General features: G+C 72.0%; 18 protein-coding genes. 9 read left to right on the forward strand and 9 right to left on the reverse strand.

The window, feature by feature from the left end:
• Positions 1 to 99: 99 nt before the first annotated feature.
• Positions 100 to 1,086: an endonuclease/exonuclease/phosphatase family protein gene (locus ACWD38_RS24395; RefSeq protein ID WP_184483495.1), complete on the forward strand. Its 987-nt coding sequence runs from the start codon at positions 100 to 102 to the stop codon at positions 1,084 to 1,086.
• Between the two features lie 198 nt (positions 1,087 to 1,284).
• On the opposite strand, the gene ACWD38_RS24400 is transcribed toward ACWD38_RS24395, so the two are convergent.
• From ACWD38_RS24400 to ACWD38_RS24425, 6 genes are all read right to left on the reverse strand, one after another.
• Complete coding sequence (locus ACWD38_RS24400) at positions 1,285 to 2,112, reverse strand: SIR2 family NAD-dependent protein deacylase (protein ID WP_450124978.1); 828 nt, start codon at positions 2,110 to 2,112, stop codon at positions 1,285 to 1,287.
• Positions 2,113 to 2,188: 76 nt separating this feature from the next.
• Positions 2,189 to 2,497, reverse strand: coding sequence for an antibiotic biosynthesis monooxygenase family protein (locus ACWD38_RS24405; protein ID WP_184483493.1), 309 nt, complete (start codon positions 2,495 to 2,497; stop codon positions 2,189 to 2,191).
• A gap of 76 nt (positions 2,498 to 2,573) precedes the next feature.
• A complete protein-coding gene (locus ACWD38_RS24410; RefSeq protein WP_450124979.1) occupies positions 2,574 to 4,514 on the reverse strand; it encodes a YhgE/Pip family protein in 1,941 nt (646 codons plus the stop codon).
• The gene (locus ACWD38_RS24415) at positions 4,511 to 5,203 is read right to left on the reverse strand and encodes an ATP-binding cassette domain-containing protein (protein WP_184483489.1); all 693 of its coding nucleotides are present in this window, start codon (positions 5,201 to 5,203) and stop codon (positions 4,511 to 4,513) included. Before ACWD38_RS24415 ends, ACWD38_RS24410 begins: the two co-directional genes overlap by 4 nt.
• Before the next feature lie 199 nt (positions 5,204 to 5,402).
• Positions 5,403 to 5,912, reverse strand: a complete 510-nt coding sequence (locus ACWD38_RS24420) for a 2'-5' RNA ligase family protein (RefSeq protein WP_450124980.1) — start codon at positions 5,910 to 5,912, stop codon at positions 5,403 to 5,405.
• A 21-nt stretch (positions 5,913 to 5,933) separates the two neighbouring features.
• Complete coding sequence (locus ACWD38_RS24425; RefSeq protein ID WP_450124981.1) at positions 5,934 to 6,818, reverse strand: A/G-specific adenine glycosylase; 885 nt, start codon at positions 6,816 to 6,818, stop codon at positions 5,934 to 5,936.
• Positions 6,819 to 6,987: 169 nt separating this feature from the next.
• Here ACWD38_RS24425 and ACWD38_RS24430 point away from each other — a divergent pair, with 169 nt between their 5' ends.
• Positions 6,988 to 7,617 (forward strand): hypothetical protein, encoded by a 630-nt coding sequence (locus ACWD38_RS24430; RefSeq protein ID WP_184483485.1) that lies wholly within the window; start codon positions 6,988 to 6,990, stop codon positions 7,615 to 7,617.
• Positions 7,618 to 7,780: 163 nt separating this feature from the next.
• Here ACWD38_RS24430 and disA read toward each other — a convergent pair whose 3' ends face one another.
• The 3 genes from disA to ACWD38_RS24445 all read right to left on the reverse strand — a co-directional run bounded on the left by disA (position 7,781) and on the right by ACWD38_RS24445 (position 10,938).
• Complete coding sequence (gene disA / locus ACWD38_RS24435; RefSeq protein ID WP_343071604.1) at positions 7,781 to 8,860, reverse strand: DNA integrity scanning diadenylate cyclase DisA; 1,080 nt, start codon at positions 8,858 to 8,860, stop codon at positions 7,781 to 7,783.
• A 20-nt stretch (positions 8,861 to 8,880) separates the two neighbouring features.
• Positions 8,881 to 10,257 carry a DNA repair protein RadA gene (gene radA / locus ACWD38_RS24440; protein WP_184483483.1) on the reverse strand — a complete coding sequence of 459 codons (1,377 nt, stop codon included), beginning with the start codon at positions 10,255 to 10,257 and terminating at the stop codon, positions 8,881 to 8,883.
• 147 nt (positions 10,258 to 10,404) lie between these two features.
• A complete protein-coding gene (locus tag ACWD38_RS24445) occupies positions 10,405 to 10,938 on the reverse strand; it encodes a hypothetical protein (protein WP_450124982.1) in 534 nt (177 codons plus the stop codon).
• A 318-nt stretch (positions 10,939 to 11,256) separates the two neighbouring features.
• Here ACWD38_RS24445 and ACWD38_RS24450 point away from each other — a divergent pair, with 318 nt between their 5' ends.
• The 7 genes from ACWD38_RS24450 (at position 11,257) to rlmB (ending at position 16,526) form a co-directional block, all read left to right on the forward strand.
• On the forward strand, positions 11,257 to 11,745 hold the full coding sequence (locus ACWD38_RS24450; RefSeq protein ID WP_184483481.1) for a CarD family transcriptional regulator: 489 nt from the start codon (positions 11,257 to 11,259) through the stop codon (positions 11,743 to 11,745).
• A 19-nt stretch (positions 11,746 to 11,764) separates the two neighbouring features.
• Entirely contained in the window at positions 11,765 to 12,466 is a 702-nt protein-coding gene (gene ispD / locus ACWD38_RS24455) for a 2-C-methyl-D-erythritol 4-phosphate cytidylyltransferase (protein WP_184483479.1), read from the forward strand.
• Positions 12,463 to 12,945 (forward strand): 2-C-methyl-D-erythritol 2,4-cyclodiphosphate synthase, encoded by a 483-nt coding sequence (ispF, locus tag ACWD38_RS24460; protein ID WP_184483477.1) that lies wholly within the window; start codon positions 12,463 to 12,465, stop codon positions 12,943 to 12,945. The genes ispD and ispF overlap by 4 nt, the downstream gene beginning before the upstream one ends.
• A gap of 101 nt (positions 12,946 to 13,046) precedes the next feature.
• On the forward strand, positions 13,047 to 13,247 hold the full coding sequence (locus ACWD38_RS24465; RefSeq protein WP_184483475.1) for a hypothetical protein: 201 nt from the start codon (positions 13,047 to 13,049) through the stop codon (positions 13,245 to 13,247).
• A gap of 87 nt (positions 13,248 to 13,334) precedes the next feature.
• Positions 13,335 to 14,042: an HAD family hydrolase gene (locus ACWD38_RS24470; RefSeq protein WP_450124983.1), complete on the forward strand. Its 708-nt coding sequence runs from the start codon at positions 13,335 to 13,337 to the stop codon at positions 14,040 to 14,042.
• 111 nt (positions 14,043 to 14,153) lie between these two features.
• Positions 14,154 to 15,548, forward strand: a complete 1,395-nt coding sequence (cysS, locus tag ACWD38_RS24475) for a cysteine--tRNA ligase (protein ID WP_184483472.1) — start codon at positions 14,154 to 14,156, stop codon at positions 15,546 to 15,548.
• A gap of 6 nt (positions 15,549 to 15,554) precedes the next feature.
• A complete protein-coding gene (rlmB, locus tag ACWD38_RS24480; RefSeq protein ID WP_184483470.1) occupies positions 15,555 to 16,526 on the forward strand; it encodes a 23S rRNA (guanosine(2251)-2'-O)-methyltransferase RlmB in 972 nt (323 codons plus the stop codon).
• The last annotated feature ends 128 nt before the right edge of the window (positions 16,527 to 16,654 follow it).

Consider the following 16,654-nt stretch of genomic DNA (forward strand, 5'->3'; position numbering starts at 1 on the left):
CCTCGATTCGTTATGCTCCCCACCATCGGGGGTATCGCTGGCAGGCCGCGCACAGCGCGCTGACAGCCCGCGTGAGCCGCGCGACACCGGGGGTGCTGGATGGACACGGCGGTGGCCGAACCCGAGATCGACTCCGCGCCGCGCCGGCGCAAGAGCGGTCTCGTCACCGCGCTGTTCGTGTTGGCGGTGCTCGGTACGGCGGGCTGGGCCACGCCCGCGTTGCTGGGTTTCGACACGGCGAACCGCTACACGATCGCGCTGGTCGCGACCTTGCAGTACGCCGTGCCGGTCGGGTCGGTGCTGACGGTGCTGGGCCTGGTGCTGCGGCGGTGGTTGACCACGCTCGTAGTCGGCCTGCTGACGGTGGTGCTGGCGATCCTGGTCCTCCCCAGGGCGATTCCGGATTCGCCGACGCCGGTGCAAGGCTCGCCGCTGCGGGTGCTGTCGGTCAACTTGTTTTTCGGGCGAGCGCAAGCGGATCGCGTCGTGGACCTGGTGCGCGACGGCCGGATCGACGTGCTCAGCCTCCAGGAGCTCACCCCGCAGGCCGTCGCCGAACTGGACCGGGCGGGCCTCGCGGAGCTGCTGCCGCACCGGGTGCTGCACAGCGGGCCGCGGGCGGACGGCACGGGGATCGCTTCGCGGTATCCGCTGCGGGAGCTCGCGCTGGTGCCGCCGACGTCGCTGGCGCAGCCGTCCGCGCTGATCGACCTGCCGGGCCCGCGCGACGTGGAGTTCGTCGCGGTGCACCCGATCTACCCGATGGGCGCGGACACCGCCGACGGCTGGTTGCGCGAGCTCACCGCGCTGCCGCGGCCGGGTGGCGCGGCGCGGGTGCTGGCGGGGGATTTCAACGCGACGCTGGACCACTCGCCGCTGCGCGCGCTGCTGGGCGGCGGTTACGCCGACGCCGCCGAGGTCACCGGCGGCGGCCTCACCCCGACCTGGGGCGCCGGGTGGATGCCGCGCGCCACCATCGATCACGTGCTGACCAGCGAAGGCCTGGTGACCCAGGACTACGCGGTGTTCGACGTGCCCGGCAGCGATCACCGCGCGGTCCGCGCCCACGTCGTGATCCCGAACTGAGCCCGATCACCCTCGGTGGTCGACCTTTCGTTCGCTTGTCCCCGGGTGAATCGATTTATCGCGAAATTGTCGCTGTTCACGCCGGGTGCAGGTGCGGTCGGAGTGGGGGCGATCTCGTTGAGCAGGGGGAATGGCGGCCGGGGTGGTCGTCGCCGTGCGTGATCATTCCCGTTCGGGTGGGTAAGTGAACCCCGGCGCTCAGAGCAGCGCGTCGATGGCGCGCAGCGCGCTCAGCGCGCCGTCCGGGATCGAGGTGCCGCGGCCGTGGCGGACCTCCGGTTCCCGCGGGTTGATGCGGATCAGCGCACCGGAGGCGGCCGAGGCCAGCTCCGCGTGCCTGCGCACCGTCGGCACCGCCGTCCCCGCGCCGAGCTCCACCACCACGAGCCGAGCCGCCCGCAGCGACCGCCGCCACGCCTGCAGCTCGTCCAGCCGGGGCTGCGCGTGGCCGGGCACCCAGTCCCGGTCGCCGAACATCAGGATGTTCGGCCGCGCCGTTCCGCCGCAGTTCCGGCAGGCGGGCAGCGGTGACCGCGCGCGCATCGTCGCCGCGTCGACGGGCACCGAGACGTCGTCGGCGGGCCACACGTCGTCGGTGCACGGCTCCAGGCACTGCAGGTGGTGAATGCTGCCGTGGCACTCGGCGACGTGCTCCGGCGCGAACCCCGCCAGCTGGAACCCGCCGTCGACGTTCGAGGTGAACACCCGAGCCCCGCGCGGCATCCGCTCCGCCCAGCGCCGCAGGACCTCGAAGCCCGCGTGCGGCACCGTCTCCCGGTACAGCCCCAGCCGGTGCCCGTAGAAGCCCCAGGCCAGCTCGGGGTCCTCGGCGAAGTGCACCGGGTCGGCGACTTCCGCGAAGCTCAGCCCGAGCCGCTCGTACGGCGGGTAGGCCCGCCAGAAACCGGTGTCGCCGCGGAAGTCGGGCAGGTCGGAGTCGACGCCCATCCCGGCTCCGGCGCACACCAGCAGCGCCTCCGCCTCGGAGATCGTCTTCGCCGCGGCGGCGACGGATTCCGAACTCACCGCCCGGTGCTCCTCATCGTTCGTTCCGGCGGGCGCCGCGCCCATCTCATCGGCCGGCGCGGTGCTCACCTGCGCGTCACGCGTCCTTGTGCTTCTCCTGCACGACCTCGAACTCCAGCAGGTTCGAACCGGTGGCGACGGTGTTCTTGTGCTCGCCGGTGTGCGCGGCCTTCGCCGGGCCCTGCGCCCAGTTCTGGAAGTCCTCCTCGGACTCCCACTTCGTGTAGACGAAGTACCGGTTTTCGCCCTCGACGGGGCGCAGCAGCTCGAAGCCGAGGAAACCGGGTGAGTCCTCGACCGAGCCGTGCCGACCGGCGAACCGCTTCTCCAGCTCGGGGCCGGAGCCCTCGGGGACCTCGATCGCATTGATCTTCACAACAGCCATGTACCCAGCCTACGGATACCGCCGGGAGGTGGACAGCAGCGCGGCGGCGGAGCCCACCGGTCGGGACGCGCCCGGCTCACAACTCGATCTGCGGGTGCAGCCTGCCGATGGTCCACGTCCGATGCCGCAGCACCACCAGCGACGTGATCAGCAGGAACCCGACCAGCACACCGCCCAGCACGATCGCGTCCCAGATCAGGTGCTGCTGCTCCCCGCCGGTGAACGCCACCCGCAGCCCGTCGACGAGGTAGCTCATCGGCAGCGCCGAGTGCACCGCCTGGATCGGTGCCGGAGCGGTCTCCAGCGGGTACAGCCCGCCGGAGGCGGTGATCTGCACCAGCAGCAGCGCCAGCGACACCAGCCCGCCGACCGCGCCGAACGCGGCGCGCAGGGCGTGGTTGATCGCGGTGAACGCGGCGGCCCCCAACGCGGTCAGCCCCACCGCGGCGGGCAGGTCCACCGGATCCAGTCCCAGCGCCAGGTCCATCGCGCCGAGCAGCACCAGGCCGCCGATCACCCCCAGCGCCGCCGCCGGGAGCCAGCCGCCGACCGCGACCGACAGCGGATTCGTGCGCCCGCCCAGCGCGCGCTGGTTCAACGGCGTGAACAGCAGGTACGCGAACAACCCGAACACCCACAGCGCGATCGCGAAGAACAACGGCGCCACCCCGCGGCCGTACACGTCGGCGGAGTTCAGCGTCGTGGCCCGGACCACCGACGGCGTGCCCAGCTCGGAGGAGGCCCGCGCGACCTCCGTCGGCCCGGCGGGGGGCATCCGGTCGAGGCTGTCCCGCACTTGATCGGCGAGCCGACGCGCGCCGTCATTGAGCTGGCCCGAACTCGTCTGCGCCACCCCGATGTTCGCGACCAGCGTGTTCACGCCGTGGGTGAGTCCGCCGACGCCGCCGGTGAGTTCCGCCGAACTCAGCCGCAACCGCGTCGCGGGCTCGTCGATGTCGCTGACGTCCTGCTGCAGCGGCTCCAGCTCGTCGCGCAGCGCCAACGCCCGGTCCTGCGTGTCGGCGGCGCTGCCCAGCGCGTCCGCCGCCGCGTCGTGGACGCTGGTCGTGGTGGCGGCGAGCCGGCGCGCGTCGGCCAGCGCGGACCGGTACAGCGGATCGCCGCGCAGCTCGGGATGCCGGTTCGCGAGCTGCGCCAGCGTCCCCGCGGAACGTTCCGCTTGGCGCTGCGCCGCCGCCGTGCCGCCGGTGACCGCGTTGAGGTCGCGCACCGTCGCGCCGCTGGTGTCCAGCAGCGCCTCGGTGGTGGCGGGCAGCCGCCGCCCGGTGAACTCGGTGATCGACGACAGCCGCTGGTCGAGCTGCGCGGAGGCGCCCGCGATGTCGCGCACCCCGCCGGAGACCCGGCCGGTGCCTTCCCGCACTCCGGTGAGCCCCCGCGCCAGCGCCCCCGTGCTCTGCTTGTTCAGCTGGGTGCCCTGCACCAGCTGCTCGGAGATCTCCGAGGCGGTGCCGAGCTTGCCGCGGACCTCGCCGAGATCCCCGTACAGCCCCCGCGCGTAGGCGGCGTAGGCGGCGGCGTTGATCTGGTTCTGCAGCTCGTAGCGCGCCGTGTCGGCCATGATCCCCGCCAGGTGGCCGTTGGCGTCGTTCCTGGTCAGCAATACCGCCGGGCGCTGCGGGGCGCTGCGCGTCGAGTTCGCGAGCCGGGTGCTGAAGTCCTGCGGGACCTGGATGGTGAAGTAGTAGCGGCCCTGCTCCAGCCCGCTGCGGGCGGTCTTCGGGTCGACGAAGTGCCACTGGAAGGTGTCGGTGGTGCGCAGCTGCTGGACGAACTGCTCGCCCGCGTTGACCTGCTCGCCGTTGTGGTCGGCGGGCCGATCGGAGTTGACCACCGCGACCGGCATCTCCGACATCCGGCCGTAGGGGTCCCAGTTCGACCACAGCAGCAGCGCCCCGTACAGCAGCGGGATGAGGATCAGCACCGCGGGCGCGAACCTGCGCCACGGGCCGCGGAACCGGCGCAGCTCCAGCCAGGCGAGGTAGATCGCCTTCATCGGACGTCCTCGCCGGTGGCGGTGCTGAACAGCGGCAGCCCGGTGGTGTCGTCGCCGAAGTCGACGATGTTGTACGGCAACCGGATCAGCACGTCGGCTTCGGAAGTGGGTTCGGTCGAGCTGGCCAGCACGGTGATGCCCGTGTCGGCCACGGCCCGCAGCGCCGACCACACCCGGTTGCGCCCGGAGGGAAGCAGCCCGGCGACGACGTCGTCCACCAGAATCCCCGGCGGCTCACCGGCGGTGGCCAGCGCGATCGCCAGCAGCAGCCGGTCGTCCGGGTACAGCTCGTCGATCAGCGCGGCGCGGTCCACGTCCAGGCCGAGCGCCGCCATCGCCCGGTCCACGGCGCGTGCGGTGACCCGCGAGGTGACCCGGCGTTCGCGGATGGCTTCGCGGACCCGCAGCCTGCCCTCCAGCTCGAACCCGGGGGAGAGCCGCGCGGGGATGATGGCCCGCCGCACCAGGCTCGCGCGGCGCGGGGCGTCGTCGATCTCGATGCGGCCCGCGACGATCTTCAACCGGCCGGACAGCGCGAGCAGCAGCGAGGTGCGGCCGGTGCCGCCTTCGCCGAGGATCACCGCGAGTTCGCCGGGGTACACGCGCGCGTCGACGTTCTCGAAGACGATGCCCTCCGGGCCGGTGGCGGTGATCCCGCGCGCCACGATGCTCACGCCGTCGACATCCATCTCGCTCCTCACACCGCGTGACAGGCTGCCGGTCCAAAGTGGCCCCTCACCTGGGCAAGAGCAACTCGGGACGATACCCGCAGTAGTCCACTGTGGATGGAGTGAGTGCGCTGGTCGAAGGGCTGGAACGGCCGTGCCGCGCAGGGGCGGGAAGGCGGTTCCGGATCACCCGTTCCGGGGCTTGCCCGACCGGCCCGCGTCAGCGCGAGACGAGGACCTCCGGCTCGCCGCCGCGGGAATCGAGCACCGCGACCTCGGACACCGCCGCCCGCACCGGGGAGGTCGAGCGCAACGCCGCGAACCCGGCCGTGAGCTGCTCCCCGCTCAGCACCGGGGTGAGCGCGCAGTGCGGGATCCAGGCGCCGGGGAAGTGGTACGCCGACGGGTTCGCCACCTTGCCCGCCAGCACGTCGTGGACCGCCGAGTGCACCGCCAGCAGCTCCGCGTCCACCACGGCGGTCAGCAGCAGCACCGCGTCCTCACCGGGGAACGTGCCCAGCGTGTAGAACCACAGGTCCGGGAGGAACAGCGCGCCGAGCTCCGCGCGCAGCGCCTTGCGGGTGCCCGCCGGGATGGTGCTCGCCGCGGCCAGCGCCACGCTCGGGCGCCCCTCGGTCACCGGAACTCCCGCCGCCGCCACGGAATCGCGCAGCGCGCCCAGCCTGGTCTCGGTCGCGTCGTCGAAGAGCACGGTCAGCGTCTGCGCCACGGTTCGCTCCGTTCGGGTCGGTCAGTGCTCGCCGGGCAGCGCGAACCGGCCGTCCGCGGTCTGCTCCAGCAATCCGTCCACCAGCAGCGAATCCAGGCAGCGGTCGCGCTGCCCGGCGTCGGACCACGCGGCGTCGAGGAGTTCGCGGGTGACCGGGCCTTCCGAGCCGCGCAGCACGTCGAGCAGCTTGCCGCGCACCTGCCGGTCGGTCCCGGCGAACTTCTGGACCTTCTTCGGCGGTCCCGCGTACGCCGGCCGACCGGCGTGCTGCCACGCGCAGTCCGCCGCGATCGGGCAGCGCTCGCACGCGGGGGAGCGGACCGTGCACACCACCTGGCCGAGTTCCATGAGCGCCGCGGACAGCCGCGCCGCGCCGGTGTCGTCGGTGGGCAGCAGCGCGTCCACGTCGGCCAGGTCGCGCTTGGTCGAGGGCGGTCCCGCGTCGCCCGCGCCGTGCACCGCGCGGGCCACGACGCGGCGGACGTTCGTGTCCACCACGGGGGCGCGCAGGCCGTAGGCGAACGCCGCCACCGCGCGCGCCGTGTAGGCGCCGATGCCCGGCAGCGCCAGCAGGGTGTCCACATCGGACGGAACGACGTCGCCGTGGCTCGCCGCGATCGCCCCCGCGGCCTCGTGCAGCCGCAGCGCCCGGCGCGGGTAGCCGAGCTTGCCCCAGGCGCGCAGCATCTCGGCCTGCGAAGCGGCGGCGAGGTCGGACGGCCGCGGCCAGCGCGCCATCCACTCCTGCCAGATCGGCGCGACGCGGTTGACCGGCGTCTGCTGCAGCATGGTCTCGCTGACCAGCACGCCCCAGCCGGTGACGCCGGCCGCGCGCCACGGCAGCGGGCGGGCTTCGGCTTCGAACCAGTCGATCAGTTCGGTGGGGTCCCAGGCGATCGTCGTCATCTCGGCTCCGATCCTGCCAGCACGCGACCGGGCCGGTACCGGCACCCTCGGGCCCGCGCAAGATCACTCGAAGGGGTTACTCGGAGCCACTGATCATCCGGATCAATGCACCTGATCGGGTGCGCTCGCGTTGGGCTTTTCGGCGGTATCGCCGGGTTAGTGTCGGATCGTGCTGGACCCCATCGGACCGCTTCCCCGCGAGGTGTACTGGCGGCGCCGCGCCCTGGCGATCGGCGCGATCTTGCTGGTCATCGCCCTGGTGCTGTGGGGGGTCGCCATCCTGGCAGGCGCCCTGGCTCCGGAGCGCACCGCCGCCGAGCCCGCCCCGCAGGCCGCGCCGCCGCCGGCGCAGCCGCACGGCCCCCCGGCTCCGGCCGCACCGCCGCCCCCGCCGCCGTGCGCCGACCAAGACCTGCGGCTCGCCGCCGAGCCGGTCGACGACAGCTACCCGGCGGGCGAGCCGATCGCGCTGCGCATGGTCCTCACCAACGCGAGCTCGAAGTCCTGCGTGCGGGACACCAACCGCATGCTCCGCGAAATCGTCGTGTCCACATCGGACGGAACCCGGTTCTGGTCGAGCAACGACTGCCAGGTCGAATCCACCAACGAGACCCCGCTGCTCGAACCGGGCGAGTCGGTCCGCAACGAGATCGAGTGGACCGGCGTCTCCTCCACCCGCGACGCCACCCCGAAGCAGTGCGCCGCCGAGCACGACACCGCCGTCGCGGGCGACTACGTCGTCGGAGCCCGCCTGGAAGGCCTGATCAGCCAGCCGGTCCCGTTCAAGATCACCGGCTGACCGCCCGCCTTGATCTCGGCCTGAGCAGCGGGTCGCGCAGCGGCTCCGCCGCTTACAAGTGGAACGACCAACGACGTCGCTCACCTGGAAAGAAGAGATCAAAGGCAGGCAGTGGGGTTCCGCCGCCCGGCCCGCCGCTCAAGCCGGGATCAGGGACGGTCGGTCAGAGGTAGTGGTCCGTGGTGGAGGCGTCGGCGAGCCGGATGAGGGCGTCGCGGATGAGGCGAGCGCGGGACTCGTCGACGTGCTCCACCGCGCACAGCTGCGCCACGTCGGCCGCCAGCAGCGCGCGCAGCGAACCGAACTCGGCCACGAGCGCCCTCCTGACCGCGGCCGGGAGCCGCGGAACCCGCGCCAGCAGCCGGTAGCCGCGCGGACGCAGCTGCTCCTCCAGGTCCTCGGTCCCGCCCGGATAGCCGAAGGCCTGGGCCACCGCCGTCAGGTCCAGCAGCGCCGTCGCGTCCAGCTTCGCCAATGCCGCGTCGACCTGCTCCGTGCTGGGCACCCCGCCCGCCGTCGGCAGGTACTCCTGCACGACCAGCTCCCGGTCCACGTCGATGCCGCCCACCAGCTCGTCCAGCTGCAGCTCGATGAGGCGGCCGTCGCGGCCCAGCTCGATCACGGCGCCCTCGATCTCGTCGGAGATGCGGCGCACCATCTCCAGCCGCTGCACCACGGTCATCGCGTCCCGCAGCGTCACCGAGTCCACGACCTCCAGCGCGGACAGCGCGTGCGTCACCTCGGCGAGCCGCGCGGTGTAGCGCTCCAGCGTGGCCAGCGCCTGGTTCGCGCGGGAGAGGATCTCCGGTGAACCGGACAGCACGTGCCGGTGGCCGTGGATGTACACGCTGATCAGGCTCATGGACTGGCTCACCGAGATGACCGGGTGGCCGGTGTGGATGGCGGTGCGTTCCGCGGTGCGGTGCCGGGTGCCGGACTCGTCGGTGGGGATCGTCGGGTCCGGGACCAGCTGCACGTTCGCACGCAGGATGCGCGTCGCGTCCGTGGACAGCACCACCGCACCGTCCATCTTGGACAACTCGCGGAGCCGGGTGGCGCTGAACTCGACGTCCAGCCGGAAACCGCCGTCGCAGATCGACTCCACCGTCCGGTCGTGGCCCAGCACGACCAGCCCACCGGTGCGCCCGCGCAGGATGCGCTCCAACGCGTCGCGCAGCGCCGTGCCGGGTGCCAGCCACGCCAGCGTGGCGCGCAGCTGCTCGGGATGGACGCTTTCCGCCACCTGTCCTCCCCGGCTCGGAATCAGCGGGACCGCAGCGACTTCAGCGCGGTCTGCAGGTCCGGCACCACCGTCGCCTTGATGCCCGGCGGAAGCCGGCCCGAGTCCGGCGGCACCAGCGCCCGGTCGAAGCCCAGCCGCGCCGCCTCCGCGAGGCGCCGCCCCACCGCGCTCACCCGGCGGATCTCCCCGGCCAGTCCGACCTCGCCGATCACCACCATGTTCGGCGGCAGCGGCACGTCCAGCGAGGAGGAGGCGATGGCCAGCGCCACGGCGAGGTCCGCCGCGGGTTCGGTGACCTTCATGCCGCCGACCGTCGCGGCGAAGACCTCCTTCTCCCCGGTGCGGATGCGGCCGCGCTTGTCCAGCACCGCCAGCGTCATCGACACCCGGGCCGAGTCCAGCCCGCTGACCGCGCGGCGGGGGATCTGCATCTGCGTGGGCGCGACCAGCGCCTGCACCTCGGCCAGCAGCGGGCGCTTGCCCTCGACCATCACGGTGACCGCGGTGCCGGGCACCGCCGCCTCCTGCCGGTTCAGGAACAGGCCGGACGGGTCGGTGACCTCGGCGATGCCGTCGTCGCGCTGCTCGAAGCAGCCGACCTCGTCGGCCGGGCCGAACCGGTTCTTGATGCCGCGCAGCATCCGCAGCGAGGAGTGCCGGTCGCCCTCGAAGTTGAGCACCACGTCCACCAGGTGCTCCAGCGCGCGCGGCCCGGCGACGGCGCCGTCCTTGGTCACGTGCCCCACCAGGACCACCGGCAACCCGCGTTCCTTCGCCAGCGCCACCAGCCCGGAGGTGACCGCGCGCACCTGCGTCACGCCGCCGGGGGTGCCGTCCACGTCGGGGGACTGCACGGTCTGCACCGAGTCCACGATCAGCAGGCCCGGCTTGATCTGCTCGACGTGGCCGAGCACCGCGGACAGGTCGTTCTCCGACCCCAGGAACAGCTCCGGGTCCAGCGAGTCGGTGCGCTCCGCGCGCAGCCGCACCTGGCCCGCGGATTCCTCACCGGTGATGTACAGCGACGGGCCGCCGGTGCGGGCCGAAGCCCAGCGGTGCGCGACCTCCAGCAGCAGGGTCGACTTGCCGACGCCGGGCTCACCCGCGAGCAGCATCACCGCGCCGGGCACGATGCCGCCGCCGAGCACCCGGTCCAGCTCCGCGATGCCCGTCGGCACCGCTCGCGCCGAGTCGAGGTCGACCTCGCCGATCGGGCGGGCGGAGGTCGACGGCGTCGCCGGGGCCATCTTCGCGAGCGCGGGCTTGGCCGGGGCGGCCTCGTCCATCGTGTTCCACTCGTGGCACTTCGGGCAGCGGCCGACCCACTTCGCGACCTCGTGACCGCATTCGGCGCAGCGGAAGGCGGGCCGGGCGGCGCGGGTGTTCTTGGGAGGCACGATCGCGAGGCTATCCGGCAGCCCCGACGCGCCACGGTCCGACACACGCCCGCGTGTCGGACCGAGGCTGCGACCTGCCGGAACGGGCCCGGACATGCCGAAGGCCGCCCGAAGGCGGCCTCGGCTTCGACGGCTGAGCGCCGGAGATCAGTGGTGCGATTCCTCGCCACCGGTGTCGGGGCGCGGCGTGGAGTCCTCGCCGATCGGCACCTGCACGGTCAGCGGACCGGCCTTCTCGAACACGAAGGTCACCGGGATCGTCACGCCGGGCGTGATGTCCTGGGTGAGGCCCTTCAGCGTGATCGAGACCTCGCGCTGCTGGGTGCCGCTCGCGTGCGCGTTGTCCGCGCCGTAGGCGTGCAGCGCGGTCCGCGAGGGCAGCGTCCGCTCCTTGCCGACCTCGACCGAGCCCGCGAAAGTGCTGTTGACCTGCACGAGGCGGTCCAGCTCGCCGGTGTCGTTGATCAGCACGCCCGCGAGCGGGGCGGACGAACCGGCGGCGTAGCGGGCGCCGCTCTCGGGGAAGGACAGCGTCGCGTTGCGGACGCCGATGCCGTTGGCATCGCCGCTGCCGCCTGGGACGGCGGCGACCTGCGTGTCGGTCTCGGTGACCTGACCCGCGCTGCAGCCGGCGAGTGCGACGACGGCACCCAGGCCGAGGGCGGCCGAGGTCAACCGCACGCGAAAGGTGTGGTGCTGAGGGCGGCTCACGGTGGCAGTGTCCTTCCTGATAGCCGGACGACCGCGATGGAGCTTAATGGTCCGGTTCTCGTGACCAGTAGGCAGACCCCACATCGGTTCCCGATCCCGGGTCGTGAACCGTGTTCGGAGGGTGTCCACAGTGGATCAAACGGGGGCGCCGGCTACCCTCCGGATGCACGCCCGGAGGCTGTTTGTCAACCCCCGATCGCGTCCTGACCTGCGACGACACGCGGGAGCCGGTCGAGGCTCGGTTGCCGCGCATGCTAAGCTGGGCGCAGCGAAAGGGGCAGAGGACACATGGTTTTCAAGGTCGGAGAGACCGTCGTCTACCCGCATCACGGCGCCGCGCTCATCGAAGCAATAGAGACCCGTGTGATCAAGGGCGAGGAAAAGCAGTACCTCGTCCTCAAGGTCGCGCAGGGTGATTTGACCGTTCGCGTTCCCGCTGACAACGCCGAGATCGTCGGTGTTCGGGACGTCGTCGGTCAAGAGGGTCTCGATCGCGTCTTCGATGTGCTGCGTGCCCCGCATACCGAGGAACCGACGAACTGGTCCCGGCGGTACAAGGCCAACGTGGAGAAGCTCGCCTCCGGCGATGTGAACAAGGTGGCCGAAGTGGTGCGCGACCTCTGGCGGCGCGAGAAGGACCGTGGCCTGTCCGCGGGTGAGAAGCGCATGTTGGCTAAGGCGAGGCAAATACTGGTCAGCGAATTGGCACTGGCCGAAGGAACCGACGAGGGCAAGGCCGAGTCCCTGCTGGACGAAGTTCTCGCCACGGCGGTGTGATCGGCGGGTCCTGCTCAACGTGAACGTGGTGGCTCTCGTTCCGGCTGCCGGGCGCGGTGTGCGCCTCGGAGCCGGAATGCCGAAAGCGCTGGTCCCGGTATCGGGTGAATCCCTGCTGGTGCGCGCGGTCCGCGGTCTGCTTGACTCCGGCCGCGTGCACCGCGTGGTCGTCGCGGCTCCTCCCGACCAGGTGGAGGTCGTGGAACGCGATCTCGGCGAGTTCGATCCGGCCGTGGTGCACGTGGTGCCCGGTGGCGCGGATCGCACCGAGTCGGTCCGGCTCGCGCTCGCGGTCGCCGAACGCGTGGTGCCCGATGCCGATGTGGTGCTCGTGCACGACGCGGCGCGTGCGTTCACCCCGGCCGTCGTCATCACCGACGTGGTGGACGCCGTGCGCGCAGGTGCCTCCGCGGTGATCCCGGTGCTCCCGGTCGCCGACACGATCAAGCAGGTCGACGCGGGCGGCGCGGTCACCGCCACCGTGGACCGCTCGCAGCTGCGCAGCGTCCAGACCCCGCAAGGCTTCAGCCTCGACGTGCTGCGCGCCGCCTACGACGCGGCGGGCGACGCCGCCACCGACGACGCCGGGCTCGTCGAACGCATCGGTGGCGAGGTGCGCACCGTGCCCGGCCACCCGCACGCGTTGAAGATCACCACCGCGTTCGACTTGGCGGTCGCCGAGTCGGTGCTGGCGGTCGAACCGATCGGAGAACCCCGGTGACCGCACCACTGCCGAAGATCGGGCAGGGCGTCGACGTGCACCCCGTGGAAGCCGGCCGCGAGTGCTGGATCGCCGGGCTGCTGTGGCCCGGAGTCGACGGGTGCAGCGGGCACTCCGACGGCGACGTCGCCTCGCACGCGCTGTGCGACGCGCTGCTCTCGGCGGCGGGCCTCGGCGACCTGGGCGCCGTGTTCGGCACCGGCGACGACCGGTGGGCCGGGGCGCACGGCGCTGAGCTGCTCACCGAAGTGCTCTCCCGGATCACCGCGGCCGGATATCAGGTCGGCAACGCCACGGTCCAGGTCATCGGCAACGCGCCGCGCATCGGCAAGCGCCGGGACGAGGCGCAGCGGGTGCTCTCCGACGTGCTCGGGGCCCCGGTGTCGGTGTCCGGCACGACCAGTGACGGGCTCGGGCTGACCGGACGCGGCGAGGGCGTCGCCGCGGTGGCTACCGCATTGCTCTTCTCGGTGGCTTGACCTGCGGATTCGGTTAATTCCGCGCCACCAGGGGGATAAGTCGGGGAAAGCTCGGGGTGCGCACCCTGGCCGTGGCGCTCACCCGGGGTCATGCTCGACCCATGGTGATCGAACGCAATCGCTGGGTGCGCAGGACCGTGGTCGGTCAGCCCTTGATCGCTTGGCCCTGCTCGATGCTGCTGTGGGCGGGTGGCGGTCCCGCCGCGCTCAGCCTCGCCGCCGTCGTCCTCTGGATCAGCACCGCCTCGTGCGTGTTCGGCATCGTCGCGCCGATGTACCGGGACGACGCCGGGCACTGCTGAGCGGGTGGTGAGCGCCGCGACCGGTCGCGGCGTGAGATCGGCCGCGATCTGCGGACCATGCCGGTCGCGGCCAGTACGGTGGGTTCCGTGAGCTTGCGCGCGGTGTTCTTCGACTACTCCGGCACGTTGTTCCGCTTGGAACAGGACGAGACCTGGCTCGCCGGGCTCACCGGCGGCAGCGGGGATCCGCTGGACTTGGAGGCGCAGACGGAACTGCTGCGCAGGCTCACCGCGCCGACCGGCAACTCGGTGCGGATGGAACCGGAGTTCCTGGACGCCTGGGAGCAGCGCGACCTCGACCCCGCGATGCACCGCAAGTCGAACCTCGAAGTGCTGCGGTTGTCCGGAGTCGGCACCTCGGAGCAGGCCGAGGCCCTCTACGGCCGGCTCGTCGACCCGCTGTCCTGGACGCCCTACCCGGACACCGCGCAGGTGCTGCGCGACCTGCGCGAAGCGGGCGTGCTGATCGGAGTGATCAGCAACACCGCGTTCGACATCCGCCCGGCGTTCGCGAAGCTCGGCGTGCTGGACCTCGTCGACGAGTACCTGATGTCCTACGTCGAAGGCGTGATCAAGCCGGACCCGAAGCTGTTCCTGCGCGCCTGCGAGCGGATCGGCGTGGCGCCGGAGGAAGCGCTCATGATCGGCGACAGCGAGGAGGCCGACGGCGGGGCCGCCGCGGTCGGCTGCGCGGTGTCCATCGTGGAACCGCTGCCCACCGCGCAACGACCGGATGCGCTGCTCGCGGCGGTCGCCGAGCACGGCGTGCTGCCCGCGCCCACGACCGGAGCATGATCGGCTGAGCCCGCTCCGAGACGGTCCGACCAGGAGAGCGCCGCTAGCCAAGCCTTGACGAGAAGCCCCCTGTCGTGGTTCACGATCGAGGTATCCCCGTACCATCGAGGCGTGAGCCTGCACCTGCATGACACCGCGACCCGCACGACGCGCGAATTCCACCCGCGCTGCGACGGAGTGGCGTCGATCTACGTCTGTGGGGCCACCGTGCAGGGCGTGCCGCACATCGGCCACGTGCGCAGCGGGCTCAACTTCGACGTGCTGCGCCGCTGGCTGCTGCGCACCGGGTACGACGTGCGGCTGGTCCGCAACGTCACCGACATCGACGACAAGATCATCAACAAGGCCGACGAGGCGGGCCGCCCCTGGTGGGAGTGGGCCGCCACGCACGAGCGCGCCTTCGAGAAGGCCTACGACCAGCTCGGCTGCCTCCCGCCGTCGGCGCTGCCGCGCGCGACCGGGCACATCGGCCAGATGGTGGAGCTGATCCAGCGGCTCGTCGACAAGGGCCACGCCTACTGCGCGGGCGGCGACGTCTACTTCTCCGTCGGCTCCTTCAGCGAGTCCTACGGGCGGCTGTCCGGCCAGCGCCTCGACGAAGTGCAGCAGGGCGAGGCCGCGGCGGGCGGCAAGCGCGACCCGCGCGACTTCACGCTGTGGAAGGCCGCGAAGCCCGGCGAGCCGAGCTGGCCGACGCCGTGGGGCGACGGCCGCCCCGGCTGGCACCTGGAGTGCTCGGCGATGGCCACCTACTACCTGGGCGGCGAGTTCGACATCCACGGCGGCGGCCTGGACCTGGTGTTCCCGCACCACGAGAACGAACTCGCGCAGTCCAACGCCGCCGGCGACCCCTTCGCGCGGTACTGGCTGCACAACGCCTGGGTGACCATGAGCGGCGAGAAGATGTCGAAGTCGCTCGGCAACACCATGAGCATTCCCGCGGTGCTGCAGCGCGCCCGCGCCAGCGAGCTGCGCTACTACCTGGTCGGCCCGCACTACCGCTCGACGCTGGAGTTCTCCGAGGAAGCGCTGCAGGAAGCGGTGGCGACCTACCGGCGCATCGAATCCTTCGTGCGCCGCGTCGCCCAGCGCACCGGCGGCGTGGAACCCGGCGAAGTGCGCCCCGAGTTCGCGGCGGCGATGGACGACGACCTGTCCACCCCGCAGGCGCTCGCGGCCGTGCACACCGCGATCCGCGAGGGCAACGCCGCGCTCGACACCGGTGACGACCAGGTCGCGCGCACCGCCGCGGCCTCGGTGCGCGCCATGACCGATGTGCTCGGCCTGGACCCCCTCGCCCCGCAGTGGGCCGAGGAATCAGGTGCCGACGACGCCGCGCGCCGAGCACTGACAGAGCTGGTGGACGGCCTGCTGGAGCAGCGGCAGAAGGCTCGGGCGGAGCGCGACTTCGCCACCGCCGACCTGCTGCGGGACCGGCTGCTGGCTTCCGGCGTCGCCGTCGAGGACACACCCGACGGTCCGATGTGGACACTCAAGGACGGGTGACGAACGTTGGCAGGCAACGACAAGCGCCGTGGGGCGACCCGCAAGCCGGGCTCCAAGAAGGGGATGGTGAAGGGCTCCGGCGGCCAGCGTCGCAAGGGGCTCGAAGGCAAAGGCCCGACGCCGAAGGCCAAGGACCGCGTCCCGCACCCCGCGAAGAAGCGGGCCGACGCGGCCAAGGCGAAGACCGAACAGCAGAACCGCAGGCAGCGCGAGCAGCGTGAACTGCCGGAACTGGTCGCCGGGCGCAACCCCGTCGCCGAATGCCTCCGCGCCGGCGTCCCGGCCACCGGGCTGTACGTGGCGCAGGGCATCGACACCGACGACCGGGTCAAGGACGCCGTGCGCAACGCGTCCGACAAGGGCATCTCCGTGCTCGACGTGCCCCGCACCGAACTCGACCGGATCACCGGCGGCGCGCTGCACCAAGGCGTCGCCCTGCAGGTGCCGCCGTACAAGTACGCGCACCCCGAGGACGTGCTCACCCACGCCCAGGACTCCGGCATGCCACCGCTGCTGGTGGCGCTGGACGGAGTGACCGACCCGCGCAACCTCGGAGCGGTCATCCGCTCCGCCGCCGCGTTCGGCGCGCACGGCGTGATCCTGCCGCAGCGGCGCAGCGCCGGAATCACCGCAGTCGCGTGGCGCACCAGCGCGGGCACGGCCGCGCAACTGCCCGTGGCGATGGCGGTCAACCTGACCCGGACGCTCAAGGACCTCAAATCCGAAGGCCTGATGGTCATCGGGCTCGACGCCGACTCCGACATCACCTCCGACGAGCTGGAACTGGCCACCGGGCCGCTCGTCGTCGTCGTCGGATCGGAAGGGCGCGGACTGTCCCGGCTGGTGCGGGACACCTGCGATCAGACGGTGTCCATCCCGATGGCGGGGCAGGTGGAGTCGTTGAACGCTTCTGTTGCTGCGGGGGTTGTACTTTCCGAAGTAGCCCGCCGCCGTCGGACCCGTACTTTTTCCCGCTGAGACTGCCCGCCCGGTCTTTTTGTTCGGGTGGTGGGGTGGCGGAACCTCAGCTGCTTCCTCGCTGCGGGATCTTTTTCCCGAGTGGCTCCGCCACGAGGGAAAAAGCTGTCCTCGCGAGGAAGCAGCTG

Source organism: Saccharopolyspora sp. NPDC002578, from assembly GCF_053592695.1.